Origin of the sequence: Limosilactobacillus reuteri (assembly GCF_002254085.1) — a bacterium.
GTDB classification, from domain to species: domain Bacteria; phylum Bacillota; class Bacilli; order Lactobacillales; family Lactobacillaceae; genus Limosilactobacillus; species Limosilactobacillus reuteri_K.
This window is the reverse complement of the sequence record NZ_NGPY01000033.1, coordinates 35,944-51,112: the sequence shown is the minus strand read 5'-3', so window position 1 is coordinate 51,112 and position 15,169 is coordinate 35,944. Positions and strand designations below refer to the sequence as shown.

At 39.8% G+C, this 15,169-nt stretch carries 13 protein-coding genes; 10 read left to right on the top strand and 3 right to left on the bottom strand.

The features are described 5' to 3' along the window. Positions 1-59: 59 nt before the first annotated feature. The 6 genes from CBG10_RS06890 (at position 60) to CBG10_RS06865 (ending at position 7,893) form a co-directional block, all read left to right on the top strand. Positions 60-1,238, top strand: a complete 1,179-nt coding sequence (locus CBG10_RS06890; protein ID WP_035154888.1) for an acetyl-CoA C-acetyltransferase — start codon at positions 60-62, stop codon at positions 1,236-1,238. 311 nt (positions 1,239-1,549) lie between these two features. Beyond that, a complete protein-coding gene (locus tag CBG10_RS06885) occupies positions 1,550-2,899 on the top strand; it encodes an SLC45 family MFS transporter (protein WP_003670259.1) in 1,350 nt (449 codons plus the stop codon). A gap of 88 nt (positions 2,900-2,987) precedes the next feature. Then, complete coding sequence (locus CBG10_RS06880; protein ID WP_029507879.1) at positions 2,988-5,240, top strand: glycoside hydrolase family 65 protein; 2,253 nt, start codon at positions 2,988-2,990, stop codon at positions 5,238-5,240. A gap of 18 nt (positions 5,241-5,258) precedes the next feature. Continuing rightward, positions 5,259-5,921: a beta-phosphoglucomutase gene (pgmB, locus tag CBG10_RS06875; RefSeq protein ID WP_003665334.1), complete on the top strand. Its 663-nt coding sequence runs from the start codon at positions 5,259-5,261 to the stop codon at positions 5,919-5,921. 210 nt (positions 5,922-6,131) lie between these two features. Then, positions 6,132-6,296: a hypothetical protein gene (locus tag CBG10_RS11790; RefSeq protein ID WP_371824003.1), complete on the top strand. Its 165-nt coding sequence runs from the start codon at positions 6,132-6,134 to the stop codon at positions 6,294-6,296. A 256-nt stretch (positions 6,297-6,552) separates the two neighbouring features. After that, the gene (locus CBG10_RS06865; protein ID WP_019252103.1) at positions 6,553-7,893 is read left to right on the top strand and encodes a glutamate--cysteine ligase; all 1,341 of its coding nucleotides are present in this window, start codon (positions 6,553-6,555) and stop codon (positions 7,891-7,893) included. 141 nt (positions 7,894-8,034) lie between these two features. Here CBG10_RS06865 and CBG10_RS06860 read toward each other — a convergent pair whose 3' ends face one another. Then, positions 8,035-8,763, bottom strand: a complete 729-nt coding sequence (locus tag CBG10_RS06860; RefSeq protein WP_029507880.1) for a gamma-glutamyl-gamma-aminobutyrate hydrolase family protein — start codon at positions 8,761-8,763, stop codon at positions 8,035-8,037. A gap of 117 nt (positions 8,764-8,880) precedes the next feature. On the opposite strand from CBG10_RS06860, the gene CBG10_RS06855 reads away from it, so the two are divergent. The 3 genes from CBG10_RS06855 to CBG10_RS06845 all read left to right on the top strand — a co-directional run bounded on the left by CBG10_RS06855 (position 8,881) and on the right by CBG10_RS06845 (position 11,937). Next, the gene (locus CBG10_RS06855) at positions 8,881-9,747 is read left to right on the top strand and encodes an aldo/keto reductase (protein ID WP_035168997.1); all 867 of its coding nucleotides are present in this window, start codon (positions 8,881-8,883) and stop codon (positions 9,745-9,747) included. 11 nt (positions 9,748-9,758) lie between these two features. Next, the gene (locus CBG10_RS06850; RefSeq protein WP_003665339.1) at positions 9,759-10,055 is read left to right on the top strand and encodes a cupin domain-containing protein; all 297 of its coding nucleotides are present in this window, start codon (positions 9,759-9,761) and stop codon (positions 10,053-10,055) included. A gap of 94 nt (positions 10,056-10,149) precedes the next feature. Further along, positions 10,150-11,937, top strand: a complete 1,788-nt coding sequence (locus tag CBG10_RS06845; RefSeq protein ID WP_094512116.1) for a glycerophosphoryl diester phosphodiesterase membrane domain-containing protein — start codon at positions 10,150-10,152, stop codon at positions 11,935-11,937. 52 nt (positions 11,938-11,989) lie between these two features. Here the strand turns inward: CBG10_RS06845 and CBG10_RS06840 are convergent, their stop codons facing one another. Continuing rightward, the gene (locus CBG10_RS06840; protein ID WP_094512115.1) at positions 11,990-12,487 is read right to left on the bottom strand and encodes an ECF transporter S component; all 498 of its coding nucleotides are present in this window, start codon (positions 12,485-12,487) and stop codon (positions 11,990-11,992) included. A 267-nt stretch (positions 12,488-12,754) separates the two neighbouring features. Between CBG10_RS06840 and CBG10_RS06835 the strand changes: the two genes are divergently transcribed. Beyond that, positions 12,755-14,104, top strand: coding sequence for an FAD-dependent oxidoreductase (locus tag CBG10_RS06835; RefSeq protein ID WP_094512114.1), 1,350 nt, complete (start codon positions 12,755-12,757; stop codon positions 14,102-14,104). Between the two features lie 57 nt (positions 14,105-14,161). Here CBG10_RS06835 and CBG10_RS06830 read toward each other — a convergent pair whose 3' ends face one another. Next, complete coding sequence (locus CBG10_RS06830) at positions 14,162-15,136, bottom strand: GMP reductase (protein WP_019252109.1); 975 nt, start codon at positions 15,134-15,136, stop codon at positions 14,162-14,164. Positions 15,137-15,169 lie beyond the last annotated feature (33 nt).

Below are 15,169 nucleotides of genomic sequence, written 5' to 3'. Positions count from 1 at the left end.
AAGGACCACGGAATTACTTGCCACGGTCCTCTCTTATTTTTACATGGAGGGAAATCGGAATGGAGAAGGTTTACATTGTTGCTGCTCAGCGAACACCAATTGGTAAGTTTAACGGTCAGTTAGCTTCAAAGTCTGCAGTTGAATTAGGAGCGATTGCAATTAAAGCAGCTGTTGAAAAGGCAAAGCTCAGTGGAAATGATATTGACCAAGTGTTAATGGGGAATGTTATCCAAGCAGGGACTGGACAAAATCCAGCGCGCCAAGCATCAATGGCCGCTGGATTAGGTGAGCAGGTTCCGGCAATAACGATTAATGACGTCTGTGCGTCGGGAATGTCCAGTGTTGACCTGGCAGCAAGTTTAATTCGCGCAGGACAGGCTAATGTAATTGTTGCTGGGGGGATGGAAAGTATGTCCCAAGCCCCATATGTTCTTCCTAAAGCACGGAATGGTTATCGGTTTGGGAACGGGACCTTGCTTGATGCAATGCAAAGTGATGCTTTAAATGACGTTTATGGCGGTTATCCAATGGGAATTACTGCTGAAAATATCAATGATAAGTATCAGATTACTCGTCACCAACAAGACGAATTTGCTTTGATGAGCCACCAACATGCGGTAAAGGCTCAAAAAGCAGGCTATTTTGATTCAGAAATTGTACCAGTTGAAGTTAAGCAGAAACGAACAACCGTGACTGTAACTGTTGACGAAGCTCCACGACCAGATACTTCACTAGCGGCTTTAGCAAAATTAAAACCAGCTTTTAAATCTGACGGAAGTGTGACTGCAGGGAATGCCTCGGGAATTAATGATGGTGGAGCTGCCTTAGTTCTTGCTTCTGAAAGTGCAGTCAACCGATTAGGATTAACTCCATTGGCTGAGTGGCAAGGATCTGCACTGGTTGGTCTTGATCCAGCATTGATGGGTCTGGGACCATATTATGCAATCAATAAGCTCTTAAAAAACCAGCAGATGGCGGCAGATGACGTAGAAACTTACGAAATTAATGAAGCGTTTGCGACCCAAGCCCTTGTCTGTCAGAACTTGCTTCATCTTGATCCTAGTGCTGTCAATCCTTGGGGTGGGGCAATTGCATTAGGCCATCCTGTTGGGTGTTCAGGAGCACGAATTATCGTCACGATGATTAATGAAATGCATAGGGATAATCATGAACTCGGCATTGCTTCGCTGTGTGTCGGGGGCGGAATGGGGGAAGCGGTTCTGCTTAAGAAAATTTAGTACCAAGAATAACTTTCATCGTAAAAGGCAAGTAATTGAGGAAACTTGAAGTTTTTCTCTATTACTTGCCTTCTTTATTTTATTAAGCTGAATATGTTTTAAATAATTAACTATAACGGACCTGCTTTGCAGAAACTAAACAGTAAGAACTTTAAATTATAAAAATCTGCAACCGTTTTCTAAAATTTTGCGCAAGCGGTTGCGCAAATTTTTCAAATTTGATATTATTAATATTGCAATAATGTATGAAGCGCTTACAATAATCACAAGTGTCTTTTAGAACTATTTTATAAGTTAAGGAGTTGTTAGCAATGAGTCAAGAAAAGTCCACGGGGGCTGGATTACCTACTCTCTCAAAGAGTACCATCTGGATGATCAACTTTGGATTCCTTGGTGTTCAGACAGCTTTTACTCTGCAGAGTTCTCAAATGAGTCGGATTTTCCAAACTATTGGGGCCGACCCTAACAACCTTGGCTGGTTCTTCATCTTACCACCATTAGCTGGTTTGATTGTTCAACCAATCATTGGTTATTATTCAGACCGTACATGGGCACCAAAATTAGGTGGTCGGCGGTTACCATACTTGCTATTGGGAATGATTGTGGCTGTTATCGTTATGATTTTACTTCCTAATTCAGGAAGTTTCGGTTTCGGGTATGGTTCGCTTGCTGCGCTTTGGTTCGGTGCAATTACTGTTGCTTTGCTTGACCTTTCATCAAATGTGGCTATGCAGCCATTTAAGATGATGGTTGGTGATATGGTTAATGATGACCAAAAGAGTTATGCCTATGGGATTCAAAGTTTCTTATCTAACACAGGTGCTGTGTTAGCTGCTGTTTTCCCATTTATCTTAACTGCTTGGTTTGGGGTTCGTAACACTGCAAAACGAGGCGTTGTTCCAGATTCAGTTATTATCGCCTTCTACGTTGGGGCAGCCTTGTTAGTTGTTACTAGTTTATTTACAGTTTTCCGGGTTCATGAATATGACCCAGCAACTTACGCAAAGTACCATGGTATTTCTGAAGATGATAACAAAGAGGGTGGAAATTGGTTCACACTCTTAAAGCATGCACCAAAGGCATTCTGGACAGTTACCCTTGTTCAATTCTTCTGCTGGTTTGCATTCCAATACCTCTGGACATACTCAGCTGGGGCTATTGCCAAAAACGTTTGGAATACTGTTGATGCTACCTCTGCTGGTTATCAGGCTGCTGGTAACTGGTACGGTGTGCTTGCGGCTGTTCAATCAATCGCTGCGGTTATTTGGTCATACGTTTTAGCTAAGGTGCCAAACAAGTACCACAAGCTTGGTTACGGTGGTAGTTTACTTCTTGGTGCTCTTGGGTTCATTTCAGTGTTCTTTGTTCATGATCAATGGACGTTGATTGTTTCATACACCCTTGTCGGAATTGCTTGGGCTGCGATGAACACTTACCCATTAACAATTGTTACAAACGCATTGACTGGTAAGCACATGGGTACATACCTTGGATTATTCAACGGTTCAATTTGTTTACCACAGATTGTTGCTTCATTATTGAGTTTTGCTTTATTCCCATTATTTGGACACTCACAAGTTCACATGTTTATCCTTGCTGGTATTGTAATGGCTCTTGGGGCTCTTTCAGTTGCCACAATCAAGGAAACTTATGCTGAATAGGAGTTATTTAATAAAATAAATTAATTAAGTTATAATAAGGGCAGGTTAAAGACTACCTTTATTTCAGATGAAAGGAATTGAGATTTCAATGAAACGTACATTTGATATTGCCCCTTGGCATGTTGCTACTCACAAATGGGACCCACAAGACAAGCGTTTACAAGAATCAATGACTAGTTTAGCCAATGAAAATCTTGGTATGCGTGGCTTCTTTGAAGAAGGTTACAGTGGTGACCACATGGAAGGTATCTACCTCGGTGGAGTTTGGTTCCCTGACAAGACTCGTGTTGGTTGGTGGAAGAATGGTTATCCTAAGTACTTTGGTAAGATGATCAACGCTGTCAACTTCATGAAGTTAATCATTAAGGTTAATGGTGAACAGCTCGACTTAGCAAAGCAAACACCAAAAGACTTTAAGCTTGATCTTGACATGAAGCGTGGTGTCTTAGAACGGCGCTTTACTGTTGAAATTGGTGGTACTGAAATGTACTTCAATTTTGAACGTTTTGTTAGTGTTACCCAAAAAGAATTAGTTGGTCAACGTCTCCACATTAAGAACCGTGGCGACAGTGATGCTAAGGTTGAAATTACTAGCATGATTGATGCTGATGTATACAACGAAGACGCTAACTACGATGAACAATTCTGGAACGTTTTAGGCAAGTCTGCTGATGGCGAACATGCTGAATTAACTTCTATGACTAAGAAGAATGATTTTGGCACTCCACAATTCATCGTTGGAATGAAGACTACTTCAAAGACTAACCTTGACCACGTGGGTGACGGCACTGACGAAAAGCACGCTTACAACACATTTGCTGGTACTGTAGCTGCTGGTAAAGAAGTTAACTTTGAAAAGCGCAGTATCGTAATGACCTCTCGTGATTACGACTCCCAAGCAGATATTGAAAAGAACTTGGATGTATTGGGCGACCAACTTGATAATCAAAGTTTTGACGATTTACTCGATCCACATATTAAAGAATGGGCAGATCGTTGGGTTAAGTCTGACGTTGAAATTGAAGGTGACGAAGGAGCTCAACAGGGTATTCGATTCAACCTCTTCCAACTCTTCTCCACTTACTACGGTCAAGATTACCGTCTTAACATCAGTCCAAAGGGATTCACTGGTGAAAAGTACGGTGGTGCTACTTACTGGGATACTGAAGCTTACTGTATTCCAGTTTACCTTGGGGTTGCAGACCCAGAAGTTGCTCGTAACTTATTAATGTACCGTTACAAGCAATTAGACGGCGCCTTTGTTAACGCTAAGGAACAAGGACTTGATGGTGCATTATTCCCAATGGTTACCTTCAACGGTATTGAATGTCACAACGAATGGGAAATTACCTTTGAAGAAATTCACCGTAACGGGGACATTGCTTTTGCTATTTACCTTTACACTAAGTACACTGGCGACAAGTCATACGTTCTTAACGAAGGGGCAGAAGTTCTTACTGAAATTTCACGTTTCTGGGCAGACCGTGTTCACTACTCCCAAAACAAGAACAAGTACATGCTTCATGCCGTAACTGGTCCTGACGAATACGACAACAACGTAAACAACGACTGGTACACTAACCTTCTTTGTCGTTGGACTCTTCAATACACCCTTGACATCTTAGACCAAGTAGATGAAAAGGTAGCTAAGAAGCTTAATGTTTCAGAAGACGAAAAGCGTAAGTGGAAGGGAATTGTAGACAACATGTACCTTCCTTACGACAAGGAAAAGGACATCTTCCCAGAAAACGATGGCTTCATGGACAAGGACTTAACTCCAGTTTCTGAAATTCCAAGTGACCAATTACCACTTAACCAACACTGGTCATGGGATAAGATCTTACGTTCACCATACGTAAAACAAGGTGACGTTATCCAAGGTCTCTGGGACTTCATTGATGACTTTACTAAGGAAGAAAAGAAGAACAACTTCGACTTCTACGAACAATTTACTGTTCACGAATCAAGTCTTTCTGCTTCCGTTTACTCAATTATCGCTGCTGATATTGGCTACGAAGACAAGGCCGTTGAATTGTATGAACGTTCAGCACGTCTTGACCTTGATAACTACAACAACGATACTTCTGATGGACTTCACATCACTTCAATGACTGGTTCATGGCTTGATATTGTTCAAGGATTTGCTGGTATGCGTGTTCGTGATGGTCAATTGCACTATGCACCATTCTTACCTAAGAAGTGGGATTCATACCAATTCCGTCAAATGTTCCGTGGTCGGATCTTGAAGGTTAAGGTTGACAAGCATGGTACTAAGATCGATCTCGTATCAGGTGACCCAATTACTATCGACCTTGACGGTAAGAAGCTTGAATTAAAGTAATTCTTGGAGGCATTTGAGATGAAGTTTGAAGATTTGAAAGGTTTTGCATTTGACCTTGACGGTGTTATTGCTGACACTGCTCGTTTTCATGGTCAAGCATGGCACCAATTAGCTGACAAGGTTGGAACTGAATGGACTCCAGAATTGGCTGACGCATTAAAGGGTGTTAGTCGGATGGATTCTTTGGAATTAATCTTGAAGGCTGGCGGCCATGAAAATGACTATACTCAAGAAGAAAAAGAAGCTTTGGCAACTGAAAAAAATGATAACTATATTAAATTAGTTGAAACTCTAACACCTGCCGATATTCTTCCAGGAATGAAAGACTTCTTAGATGAATTGAAAGCTAATGGTTATCACATTGTATTAGCTTCTGCTTCTAAAAATGCGCCAAAGGTTCTTAAGTATTTGCAATTAACTGATTACTTTGAAGGAATCGTTAATCCAGCAAACTTAAGCCATGGTAAGCCAGATCCAGAAATTTACCAAGAAGCAGCTAAATTAATGGATCTTCCAGCTGACCAAGTAGCAGGACTTGAAGATGCCCAAGCCGGAATTGAATCAATTAACCGTGCTGGTGAATTATCAATTGGTTTTGGTGCTGATTTGCAGGATGCTGATGTTAAGTTCGATAAGACTGGCGACGTATCCTTAGCTGCTATTAAAGCGCAAATGGATTAAGATCCAATTTCTCTCTTTTAACAATCCGTAAAGACGTACTTAGAATAATCTAGGTGCGCCTTTTTTATGTGAAGTTATGAAAAGAAAAGTAATTATAACAATCATTATTTTAATTAGTTGCTTATGGGTAGTAGTTACAATTAACTTTAATCGGCCTTCCCCTCAGCCAGTTCAAGATGAAACACAGTCAAGTCCACAACCACGGCCAAAATTCATCGGGTTGATGAATCGCATACCCAAGGGAAAAAGGATGGCTTTGGTATTGGGCTTTCCATGGCTCAATATATTATTAAACAATTTAAGGGGAAAATTACGGCGAAATATACAAATGGTAAATTAAACTTTATCGTGACGCTAAAAGAAGTGGGAAAATAAGCATGTAAGGGCTTGTATTAGGAGCGGTTAGGCTAACTCCTGTAATCATTTTTGCCAGTTTTTTTAAGGAGAAGGATTATTAAACTTTTTCCTGCTAGTGAATAGGAAATCTTTAATATCTTTTGTATAACAAGGAAGATCGAGTACTTGCTAAGCATGAAAAATTATTTAAATTTCGTTTTATTAATATCTAGTTGTTTATATGAGAAAAATCCTGTATCTTTATTAAAAAACGATTAGAGAATGGGGCGATAATGTGTTTAGCAGAATTGGTCAATTAATATTTGATAATGAAGCTGTTGCAAAGACTTCTGATTTTACAATGGGTCTTGAAATTGAGATGCAACGAGTAGACGAAGATGGCAACCTAAGTCTTGAGCCATATCCGGCAGCGATTGGGGATGAGAAGACTAATCCATGGATTACCAATGATTTTTTAGAAACAATGGCTGAAATGGTAACTCCTTCTGCCCAACATGCGCTTGATGCAATGCATTATTTGTACGTTATCAATAATACATTGCGATCAGCTCTTGCTCCCGGCGAGTTATTATGGCCGTTATCAATGCCCCCGCGACTTCCCAAAGATAAGACTAAATTGCGGTTAGCTAAAATGGGACCAAAAAAAGAAGCCTATTTGAAGGAATGGGCAAAACGTCATGGATACTCGCAAGGAACACCTTGTGGAGCGCATATTAATTTGAGCATTGATCAGCACATTATTAAGTTAGTACTCAATGCTTTTCCGGAGCGCTTTAATAGTGAGCGCGAGGTGCGGAATTATCTATATACTATCCTGGCACAAGGGTTTGTCCGGTATAGGTGGCTTCTTACGTACCTTTATGGTGCAAGCCCAATTGTTGAAGAAAATTATTTTGAACCGGGAAAAGAGTTGCCTCATCCGATTCGGAGCGTGCGGCAAAGTCAATACGGCTTTGGAACCAAATTTACCGGTGATTTTACTAATCTCGATCGTTACATTGCACGGATTGAAGAAGGAGTTAAAGCAGGGATTTTAACATCGGATTACGAATTTCATGGTCCAGTGAGGTTCAAAGGAAACACGGATTTAAAAAAGTTGCCTGAACATGGAATTGAGTATTTAGAATTACGAATGCTTGATTTAGATCCTAGCAGTTCAGTAGGGGTTCGAACTGGTACACTAAGATTTATTCGTTTGTTAGCAAGCTACTTGATCATGCAGCCGCCATTAAAAGAAAACGAAGTAGAAGAAATGTTGGTGACTGCCGATAAAATGAATGAAGTTGTGGCCGAGGAAAATCCCCAAGCAACTTGTAGATATCAGGCCAAAGCTCGTGCTGTCCTCAAAAGTTTAGAGCGGTATGCCAATCAAATTCAACTCGGTCCAGAATATTCCGAAGTTCTGGAAGACTTAGAAGATCGGGTAGAGAATCCACTAACTACCCCGAGTGCTAAACTTTTAAACTATGTAAAGGATGGCTCGCTCACCGAGTATGCGTTGCGTCGTGCTAAACGTTACCAACAAGCGGCACAGGAAACAATCCATCCTTTCAAAGGGTTTGAAGATGGACGAATCTATACTGCTGATGAGCTTCGAAAAGAATTAACATTGTAACCTTTTCAAGGAGAAGCTAGCCTCCGCAAGCAATAATAGGCCTCCAACGTTCGGTTTTACCGGGTGTTGGAGGCCTATTGTTGTACTGCGTTATTTGTTTTTTTGAAAGTAACTTAACTTATGTCACAGCCCATCCATTATTTATTTAACCGCTTTTTTCGCTCTAGCAATTAAATCAGCAAAAATAGCGCGTGAATAATCATAATGTTTAAACATGTTTTCTGGATGCCATTGAACTGCTAAGATTTGATCAGAGTTAATGGTTTCCACGGCTTCTGGCACCTGATCATCAGCCCATGCCGTTACATGAAGTGGTTCAGCAATCTGATTTAGTGATTGATGATGACGTGAATTAACATATGGTCTGGGTCCTACTAAGTTAAATAATCGACTTGCCTTGTCTGTATTAACGTGGTGGGAAGGAAAATTTCCTGGGGCATCTTGAGAATGCTTAAGTGTTTGATGGGGATTTTCCGAAAGATCTTGGTATAAAGTCCCGCCAAGCGCAACATTTAATACCTGCATTCCACGGCAGATCCCCATCATTGGTTTTCCAGCATTAAATGCAGCTGTAGCAAGACTAATTTCAAATTGATCTCGTTTAAGATATGTGGGACCTAATTTTTGGTGCGGTTCTTCGTTGAAAAAGGTTGGATCGACATCACTTCCTCCAGCAAAGATAATCCCATCAAAAAGATCAAGGTAGGATGGTGCTAGTGAAGCAGCAACACTAGGGAGAATAACGGGCAATCCTCCTGACTTGATAATGGCTTCTATTAATGGGCGAGGTGCGAAGGCAGCATTTCGCTCGTTAATGATGTTTGTAGCTTCAGTTAATGTATCTGCAGGAATAGCAATTCGTGGATGCATATAACCCCTCCTCATTTAGTTCTCATGATATTATAATCAAAGCATAATTCATTTGGAATAGCAATCAATATTTTTAATAAAAAAGATATAATAGAAGATGAAAGAAGGAATGTAAAGATGCTTGAATTAACTAATATTAACTCGACGTTCAACTTAAATAATGGGGTCAAGATTCCCTGTGTGGGATATGGTACATTTAGGACTCCGGCAGATGTAGCTGAACAGGCCGTGAAAGAAGCAATTGAAACTGGTTATCGACACATTGATACTGCGGCTGTTTACGGAAACGAAGAAGCAGTAGGTAAAGGTATTAAGGATTCAGGAATTAAGCGTGAAGACCTTTTTGTGACTAGCAAGTTATGGAATACTAATCGTGGCTATGAACAAACGAAGAAGGCTTTTCAAGAGACGCTTGATCGTTTACAGATGGATTATTTAGACCTTTACTTAATTCACTGGCCCGCTAATGAAAAGCAGTTTGGAGATGATGCTGCTAAGATTAATGCTGAAACATGGCGCGCAATGGAAGATCTTTACAATGAAGGTAAAATCCGGGCAATTGGGGTAAGCAATTTTATGCCTCACCATATTGCGGAATTAATGAAAACGGCCAAAGTAGCGCCAGCAGTTGATCAAATTGAGGTTCATCCAGGTTGGCCACATACGGAAGAAGTTAAATACCTACAAGCACACAATATCTTAGTTGAGGCATGGGCTCCTTTAGGTGGTCAAGGTGCTAAAGTATTAACTAACCCAACCATGATTCAAATCGCTGATAAGTATCAAAAAACGCCAGCACAAGTCTGCTTACGTTGGGTTCTCCAACAAGGGATTCTTCCATTACCGAAGTCTGTCCATAAAGAACGGATGATAAGCAACCAAAATATATTTGATTTCGAATTAACGGATGAGGATATGCGCAAAATTAGTTTATTACCAAATCTTGGTGGACAATGTGCTGACCCGGATGAGGTTGATTATTGAGGATTAGAGACATGAAATTTATTAAAACTGATACAGATGTTAACCTTTTTGAAAATATTATTGAAACAGAATCCCAAGTGGTAACTCATCTAGTGATTCCTGCTGGAAAAAATGTTCCGGAACACTTCGTTGATTATGATGTAATTGTGGTTCCAATTAAGGGTAAGGCCATCTTTGGGGATGTCACCGAGAAACGTGAAGAAGTGGTAGTACCAGGTGATATTGTCCAACTTCATCCTAATGAACATCATTATTTAAAAGCAATTGAAGATACCGAAGTCATGGTAATTAAATCAAAGTTAAAATAGCAAAGTTAACTGAATGAAGCCTTTAACCATTACTAATGGATAAGGCTTTTTTGGTATAATCTTCTTAACTAGTTTCGGTGGGAGAGTTAAAAAGATGAAGAATGCTTATCGTGCGTTTATACAATATTCACGTCAATTCAGGAAAAATTGGCTGGAATACTTAATATTATTTGGTGGTCTTGATATTGTAAATCAATTTGCAGTAATTCCCTTTTTTCGCTGGATAACAACCTTTGTGTTACAAGCCGGAGAAATTCCGTTTGTTTCATATCAAAACTTAATAACTATTTTGACGAAGCACCCATTAGTTGTTATTAGTTTGTTGATTGAATTAGGATGTTTACTAATTATTATCTATGGGGAATTTATGCTCTTGTTGACGGGATTTCGTGAAATAGGCTTGCCTAATTTTCGATGGCAACGAATATTTAAGCAGACTCGTGAAACGTTATCCTTACTAAATCTTGGATCATTAATTTTATTATTAGGGTACTTTCTGCTAGTAATTCCATTCGCGGATATTATTTTTCGTACGCCGTTATTGGCAAAGATTCAGATTCCACAATTTATTATTGATTATTTGACGCGTAATGGATGGTTAATTAGCGGTCTATTGTTGTTCTATGTGTTGATGACGGTGCTCGGAATTCGCTTAATTTTAACAATGCCGTTGATGGCTTATCAACACCTTCACTTAAGGACTGCAATGCATCGCAGTTGGCAAATGACAAGTAAGTTCAAATGGGCAACGCTTCTTGAGCAGATAATTTTTGTAACCATCTTTACTAGTATCTTTACAGTTTGTTTCTATGCATTGATCTATCTGTTTCAATTAGGATTAGATTTATTACCCGGGAAATTACCTCTTCTTACTGCAATTTTCAACCTATCCTTCTTACAGTTAGGTGGCGAATTACTTGCAATCTGGGCCGGGACGATTATTTTATTGGTGGTCGTTAACCCGCTAGTTAAAATAAGTGAGCTTTCAATTGCTCCGGAGCATGTGTCACGGGGCTTAATAGAAATTTTCACTTTAATATTACTTGTAATTGGGCTAACGACAATTGCCAATAATACTTTTTACTTGATGGGCCACGGAATAAGACGACCAGTAACTATCTCTCACCGAGGAGTCGCTGAAAAAAACGGGGTGCAGAATACTATTCCAGCAATGGAAAAAACGAGTAAACTTAGACCTGATTATGTTGAAATGGATTTGCATGAAACAAAGGATCACCAGTTTGTTGTGATGCATGATGAAAATTTGAAAAAACTTACTGGAGTAGATAAAACACCGCATGAATTAACACTTAACCAATTAACCCAGCTAACAGCACATGAAAATGGCTATCATGCTAAGGTAGCGAGTTTCGACCAATACCTTGCAGCTGCTGAAAAACGTCATCAAAAATTATTAATTGAAATAAAATCCACTCCCCGTGATTCTAAAGAAATGCTTCGAAACTTTAATGCGCGTTATGGAAAACGCATCTTGCGTGACCATGATCAAATTCATTCGCTTGACTATAGTGTAGTGACCAGCTTGAAGAAAATTAATCCAAAGTTAAAAGTTTTATATATTCAGCCTTATAATTTTGGGAATCCACAGGGAGCAGCAGATGGGTATTCGATGGAATATTCTACTTTAAACCAAGATTTCATTACCCAGGCTCACTGGCAGCGGCAGCCGGTATATGCGTGGACCGTTAATGAAGAAGGCATTATGAAACAAGCAATGTATAACCATGCTGATGGGATAATTACCGATAATTTAGGGGAATTAAATGCGGCCATTAAAGATTTTACTGGTAAGCAAAGTTATGCTAATCGAATTTTAAACTATATCATTGTTGTTCCTACAAGCGGAGGAATTGAACCGTAAAAAACACTCGAGAACTAATCGCCTTAGTGGCTTAGCTGTTCTCGAGTGTTTTTTATCCAACATGATGCTTCTTTAGTTGCCTAATAACAATTAACGCCACTATTCCACCGATCATTCCTTGGATAAAGTTTGAGCCTAAACTCAAAAAACCGGTAATTACATGGTACATGACGGTATTGCAGATAAAGTAGATGGCGGTCATTATAATTGTTCCTGCTACGATTGCAGTCCATTTGCCCCAGGTGGTGTTGCCGTATTTCTTATAAATCCAACCGCTGATAAATCCTTCTAAACCATGAGCGGCAAAGGAAAACAAAGCATCTTGGGGAAAGCCGGAAATAAGGTCAAGGAACATCCCGCCAAAGCCACCGACAATTGTTCCAGCTCCTGGACCTAAAAGCATAGCTGCGATGAACACCCCGGCATCACACAAGTTAACGTTACCGTGTGTCCATGGAATAGGGATAAGAAAGAACCGGCCGAGGATAAGCGTTAGTGCTAGTAACATTGCGGCAATAATTGAGCGCCGTAATCGAAAAGTAGATTCCATATTAAGACTCCTAACATAATCAATTGTAAGTAATTTTACAATAATTTTTTAAAAAATTCAGAAAAAATTATACCGTTATTTATCTGTTGATATAAACAAAAATCAACATAATATCTTATGTAATGGTAATTGCATTGAAACATTATGTAATAAAGGTGATAATTGATTTTCAATTGATAACAAATATTCCTATTTTATATATTGATTAAATAAAAATTATGCGTATAATTAATTGTGAAAATCAGAACATGATATGAGGTGTGTTTTATGAAGGTTATTATCGTTGGTTGTACACACGCGGGAACGATCACTGCTACGCAAATTTTACAAAATCATCCGGAAACAGAAGTCACAATTTATGAACGAAATGATAACGTCTCATTCCTCTCTTGTGGGATTGCTGTTTACTTGAGTGGGGATGTTGGTGATCCAGATGCGATGTTTTATTCAAGCCCCGAACAACTTGCTGCCATGGGTGCAACAGTTCATATGCAACATAATGTAACTGATATTGATCCTAAGACTAAAACAGTTACAGTGACGGATCTTGTGACAGGTGAAACAAAGACCGACCACTACGATAAGTTGGTTGATACTACTGGTTCTTGGCCGGTAATTCCCCCAATTGAGGGTGTAGATGGTCCTCATGTTTATTTGTGTAAGAATTACCACCATGCTAAAGAATTATTCAACGTTGCTAAAGATGCACAGCGAATTGTTGTAATTGGTGGGGGCTATATTGGGGTTGAATTAGTAGAAGCTTACACTCGTCAAAACAAGGATGTAACATTGATTGATGGTTCGCCACGGATGCTCCATAAATACTTTGATCGCGAGTACACTGAGCGGATTCAACAAGAATTTGTTGATCACGGAGCTAATTTTGCCTTTGACCAACGAGTAACCGGATTTGAAAACCACGAAAATGGTGTAACCGTTAAGACGGATAAGGGCAACTACGAGGCAGATATTGCTATTCTCTGTGTTGGATTCCGTCCAAATACTGACCTCTTAAAGGGTAAGGTTAAGATGCATGATAACGGGGCAATTATTACGAACGAATACATGCAATCATCTGATCCAGATATTTACGCTGCCGGAGATTCAACGGCTGTTCACTATAACCCAACTGGCAAGGATGCATACATTCCATTAGCTACTAACGCTATTCGCCAGGGGACGATCGTAGGGACCAATCTTTTTGGTAATACGATGCGCGATATGGGAACCCAATCTAGTTCTGGCTTAAACTTATATGGAACAACGATGGTATCATCTGGCTTAACTTTGGAGAATGCCAAAGAAGCGGGCTTTGATGCCACCGCGGTAACAGTTGAGGACAACTACCGTCCAGAATTTATGCCGACAACAACTCCTGTATTAATGACATTAGTTTGGGATAAGAAGACTCGGAAAATCCTTGGGGGAGAATTCATGAGTAAGCATGATGTTTCTCAATCTGCTAACATTATTTCCTTATGTATTCAGGATAAGCACACAATTGATTATCTAGCATTTGTTGATATGCTTTTCCAACCACACTTTGATCGTCCATTTAACTATGTAAATATTCTTGGTCAAGCTGCGGTAAAGAAGCAGGCTGAATTAGAAAAATAATCGTAAAAAAGACAAGACTCAGAGATAACAGAAGTTTTTCTCTGAGCCTTTTTCGTTTTAAAAATCACCATTCATAATTGAATCTTTTACAATCATATAATCGACTTTACGAATCGCTTCAAGATCACGGCCACCCGAGTAGGAAATAGCTGATTGTAGATCTTCTTGCATTTCATTTAAAGTATCTTTAACGGAGCCACGATAGGGAACGAGCATCTGCTTTCCTTCGACATTTCGATAAGCACCTTTTTGAACCTCAGATGCAGAACCCCAGTATTGTTTGTATTGCTTGCCATCAATGGTGATAATATGTCCCGGTGATTCGAGGTGACCGGCAAGCATGGAGCCAATCATTACCATTGAAGCGCCAAAACGAACAGACTTAGCAATATCGCCATTATGTCTAATGCCGCCGTCAGCAATGATTGGTTTCCGCGCAGCTTTAGCACACCAACGAATAGCGGATAATTGCCAGCCGCCAGTACCGAAACCAGTCTTTAGCTTAGTGATGCAGGCTTTACCGGGACCAACCCCAACCTTAGTAGCATCTGCCCCTGCATTTTCGAGGTCGCGAACAGCTTCGGGAGTTGCAACGTTCCCCGCGGTTACAAAGGTATCTGGGAGCTTTTCTTTGATGTATTCGATCATTTTGATCACAAAATCAGAATGACCGTGGGCAACATCAATCGTAATATACTCGGGATTTAATTGTTCGGATTTTAGTTGATCAATAAACTTATACTCATTATCTTTAATTCCGACTGAAATCGAAGCAAATAATCCTTTTTCATGCATCATTTTAATGAAAGCTGCTCGTGTTGTTGGATTAAAGCGGTGCATCACGTAGTAATAGTCATTTTGGGCAAGCCAAATCGCTAAACCTTCATCGATGACACTTTCCATGTTTGCAGGTACAACGGGAATCTTGAATGTGCGCGGTCCAAACTTGACGCTTGTATCTGCCTCCTTACGGCTCTTGATCACGCATTTGTTTGGGACCAATTGAATATCATCATAATCGAATGTTTTCATTAGGGCAGCTCCTTTTTAAAAATTTACCGTCAT

What these genes read in the sequence shown, in the direction of transcription:
- CBG10_RS06890 (WP_035154888.1), top strand. Translation starts at nt 60, where the DNA reads ATGGAGAAGGTTTACATTGTTGCTGCTCAGCGAACACCAATTGGTAAG.
- CBG10_RS06885 (WP_003670259.1), top strand. Translation starts at nt 1,550, where the DNA reads ATGAGTCAAGAAAAGTCCACGGGGGCTGGATTACCTACTCTCTCAAAG.
- CBG10_RS06880 (WP_029507879.1), top strand. Translation starts at nt 2,988, where the DNA reads ATGAAACGTACATTTGATATTGCCCCTTGGCATGTTGCTACTCACAAA.
- pgmB (WP_003665334.1), top strand. Translation starts at nt 5,259, where the DNA reads ATGAAGTTTGAAGATTTGAAAGGTTTTGCATTTGACCTTGACGGTGTT.
- CBG10_RS06860 (WP_029507880.1), bottom strand. Translation starts at nt 8,763, where the DNA reads ATGCATCCACGAATTGCTATTCCTGCAGATACATTAACTGAAGCTACA.
- CBG10_RS06855 (WP_035168997.1), top strand. Translation starts at nt 8,881, where the DNA reads ATGCTTGAATTAACTAATATTAACTCGACGTTCAACTTAAATAATGGG.
- CBG10_RS06850 (WP_003665339.1), top strand. Translation starts at nt 9,759, where the DNA reads ATGAAATTTATTAAAACTGATACAGATGTTAACCTTTTTGAAAATATT.
- CBG10_RS06845 (WP_094512116.1), top strand. Translation starts at nt 10,150, where the DNA reads ATGAAGAATGCTTATCGTGCGTTTATACAATATTCACGTCAATTCAGG.
- CBG10_RS06840 (WP_094512115.1), bottom strand. Translation starts at nt 12,487, where the DNA reads ATGGAATCTACTTTTCGATTACGGCGCTCAATTATTGCCGCAATGTTA.
- CBG10_RS06835 (WP_094512114.1), top strand. Translation starts at nt 12,755, where the DNA reads ATGAAGGTTATTATCGTTGGTTGTACACACGCGGGAACGATCACTGCT.
- CBG10_RS06830 (WP_019252109.1), bottom strand. Translation starts at nt 15,136, where the DNA reads ATGAAAACATTCGATTATGATGATATTCAATTGGTCCCAAACAAATGC.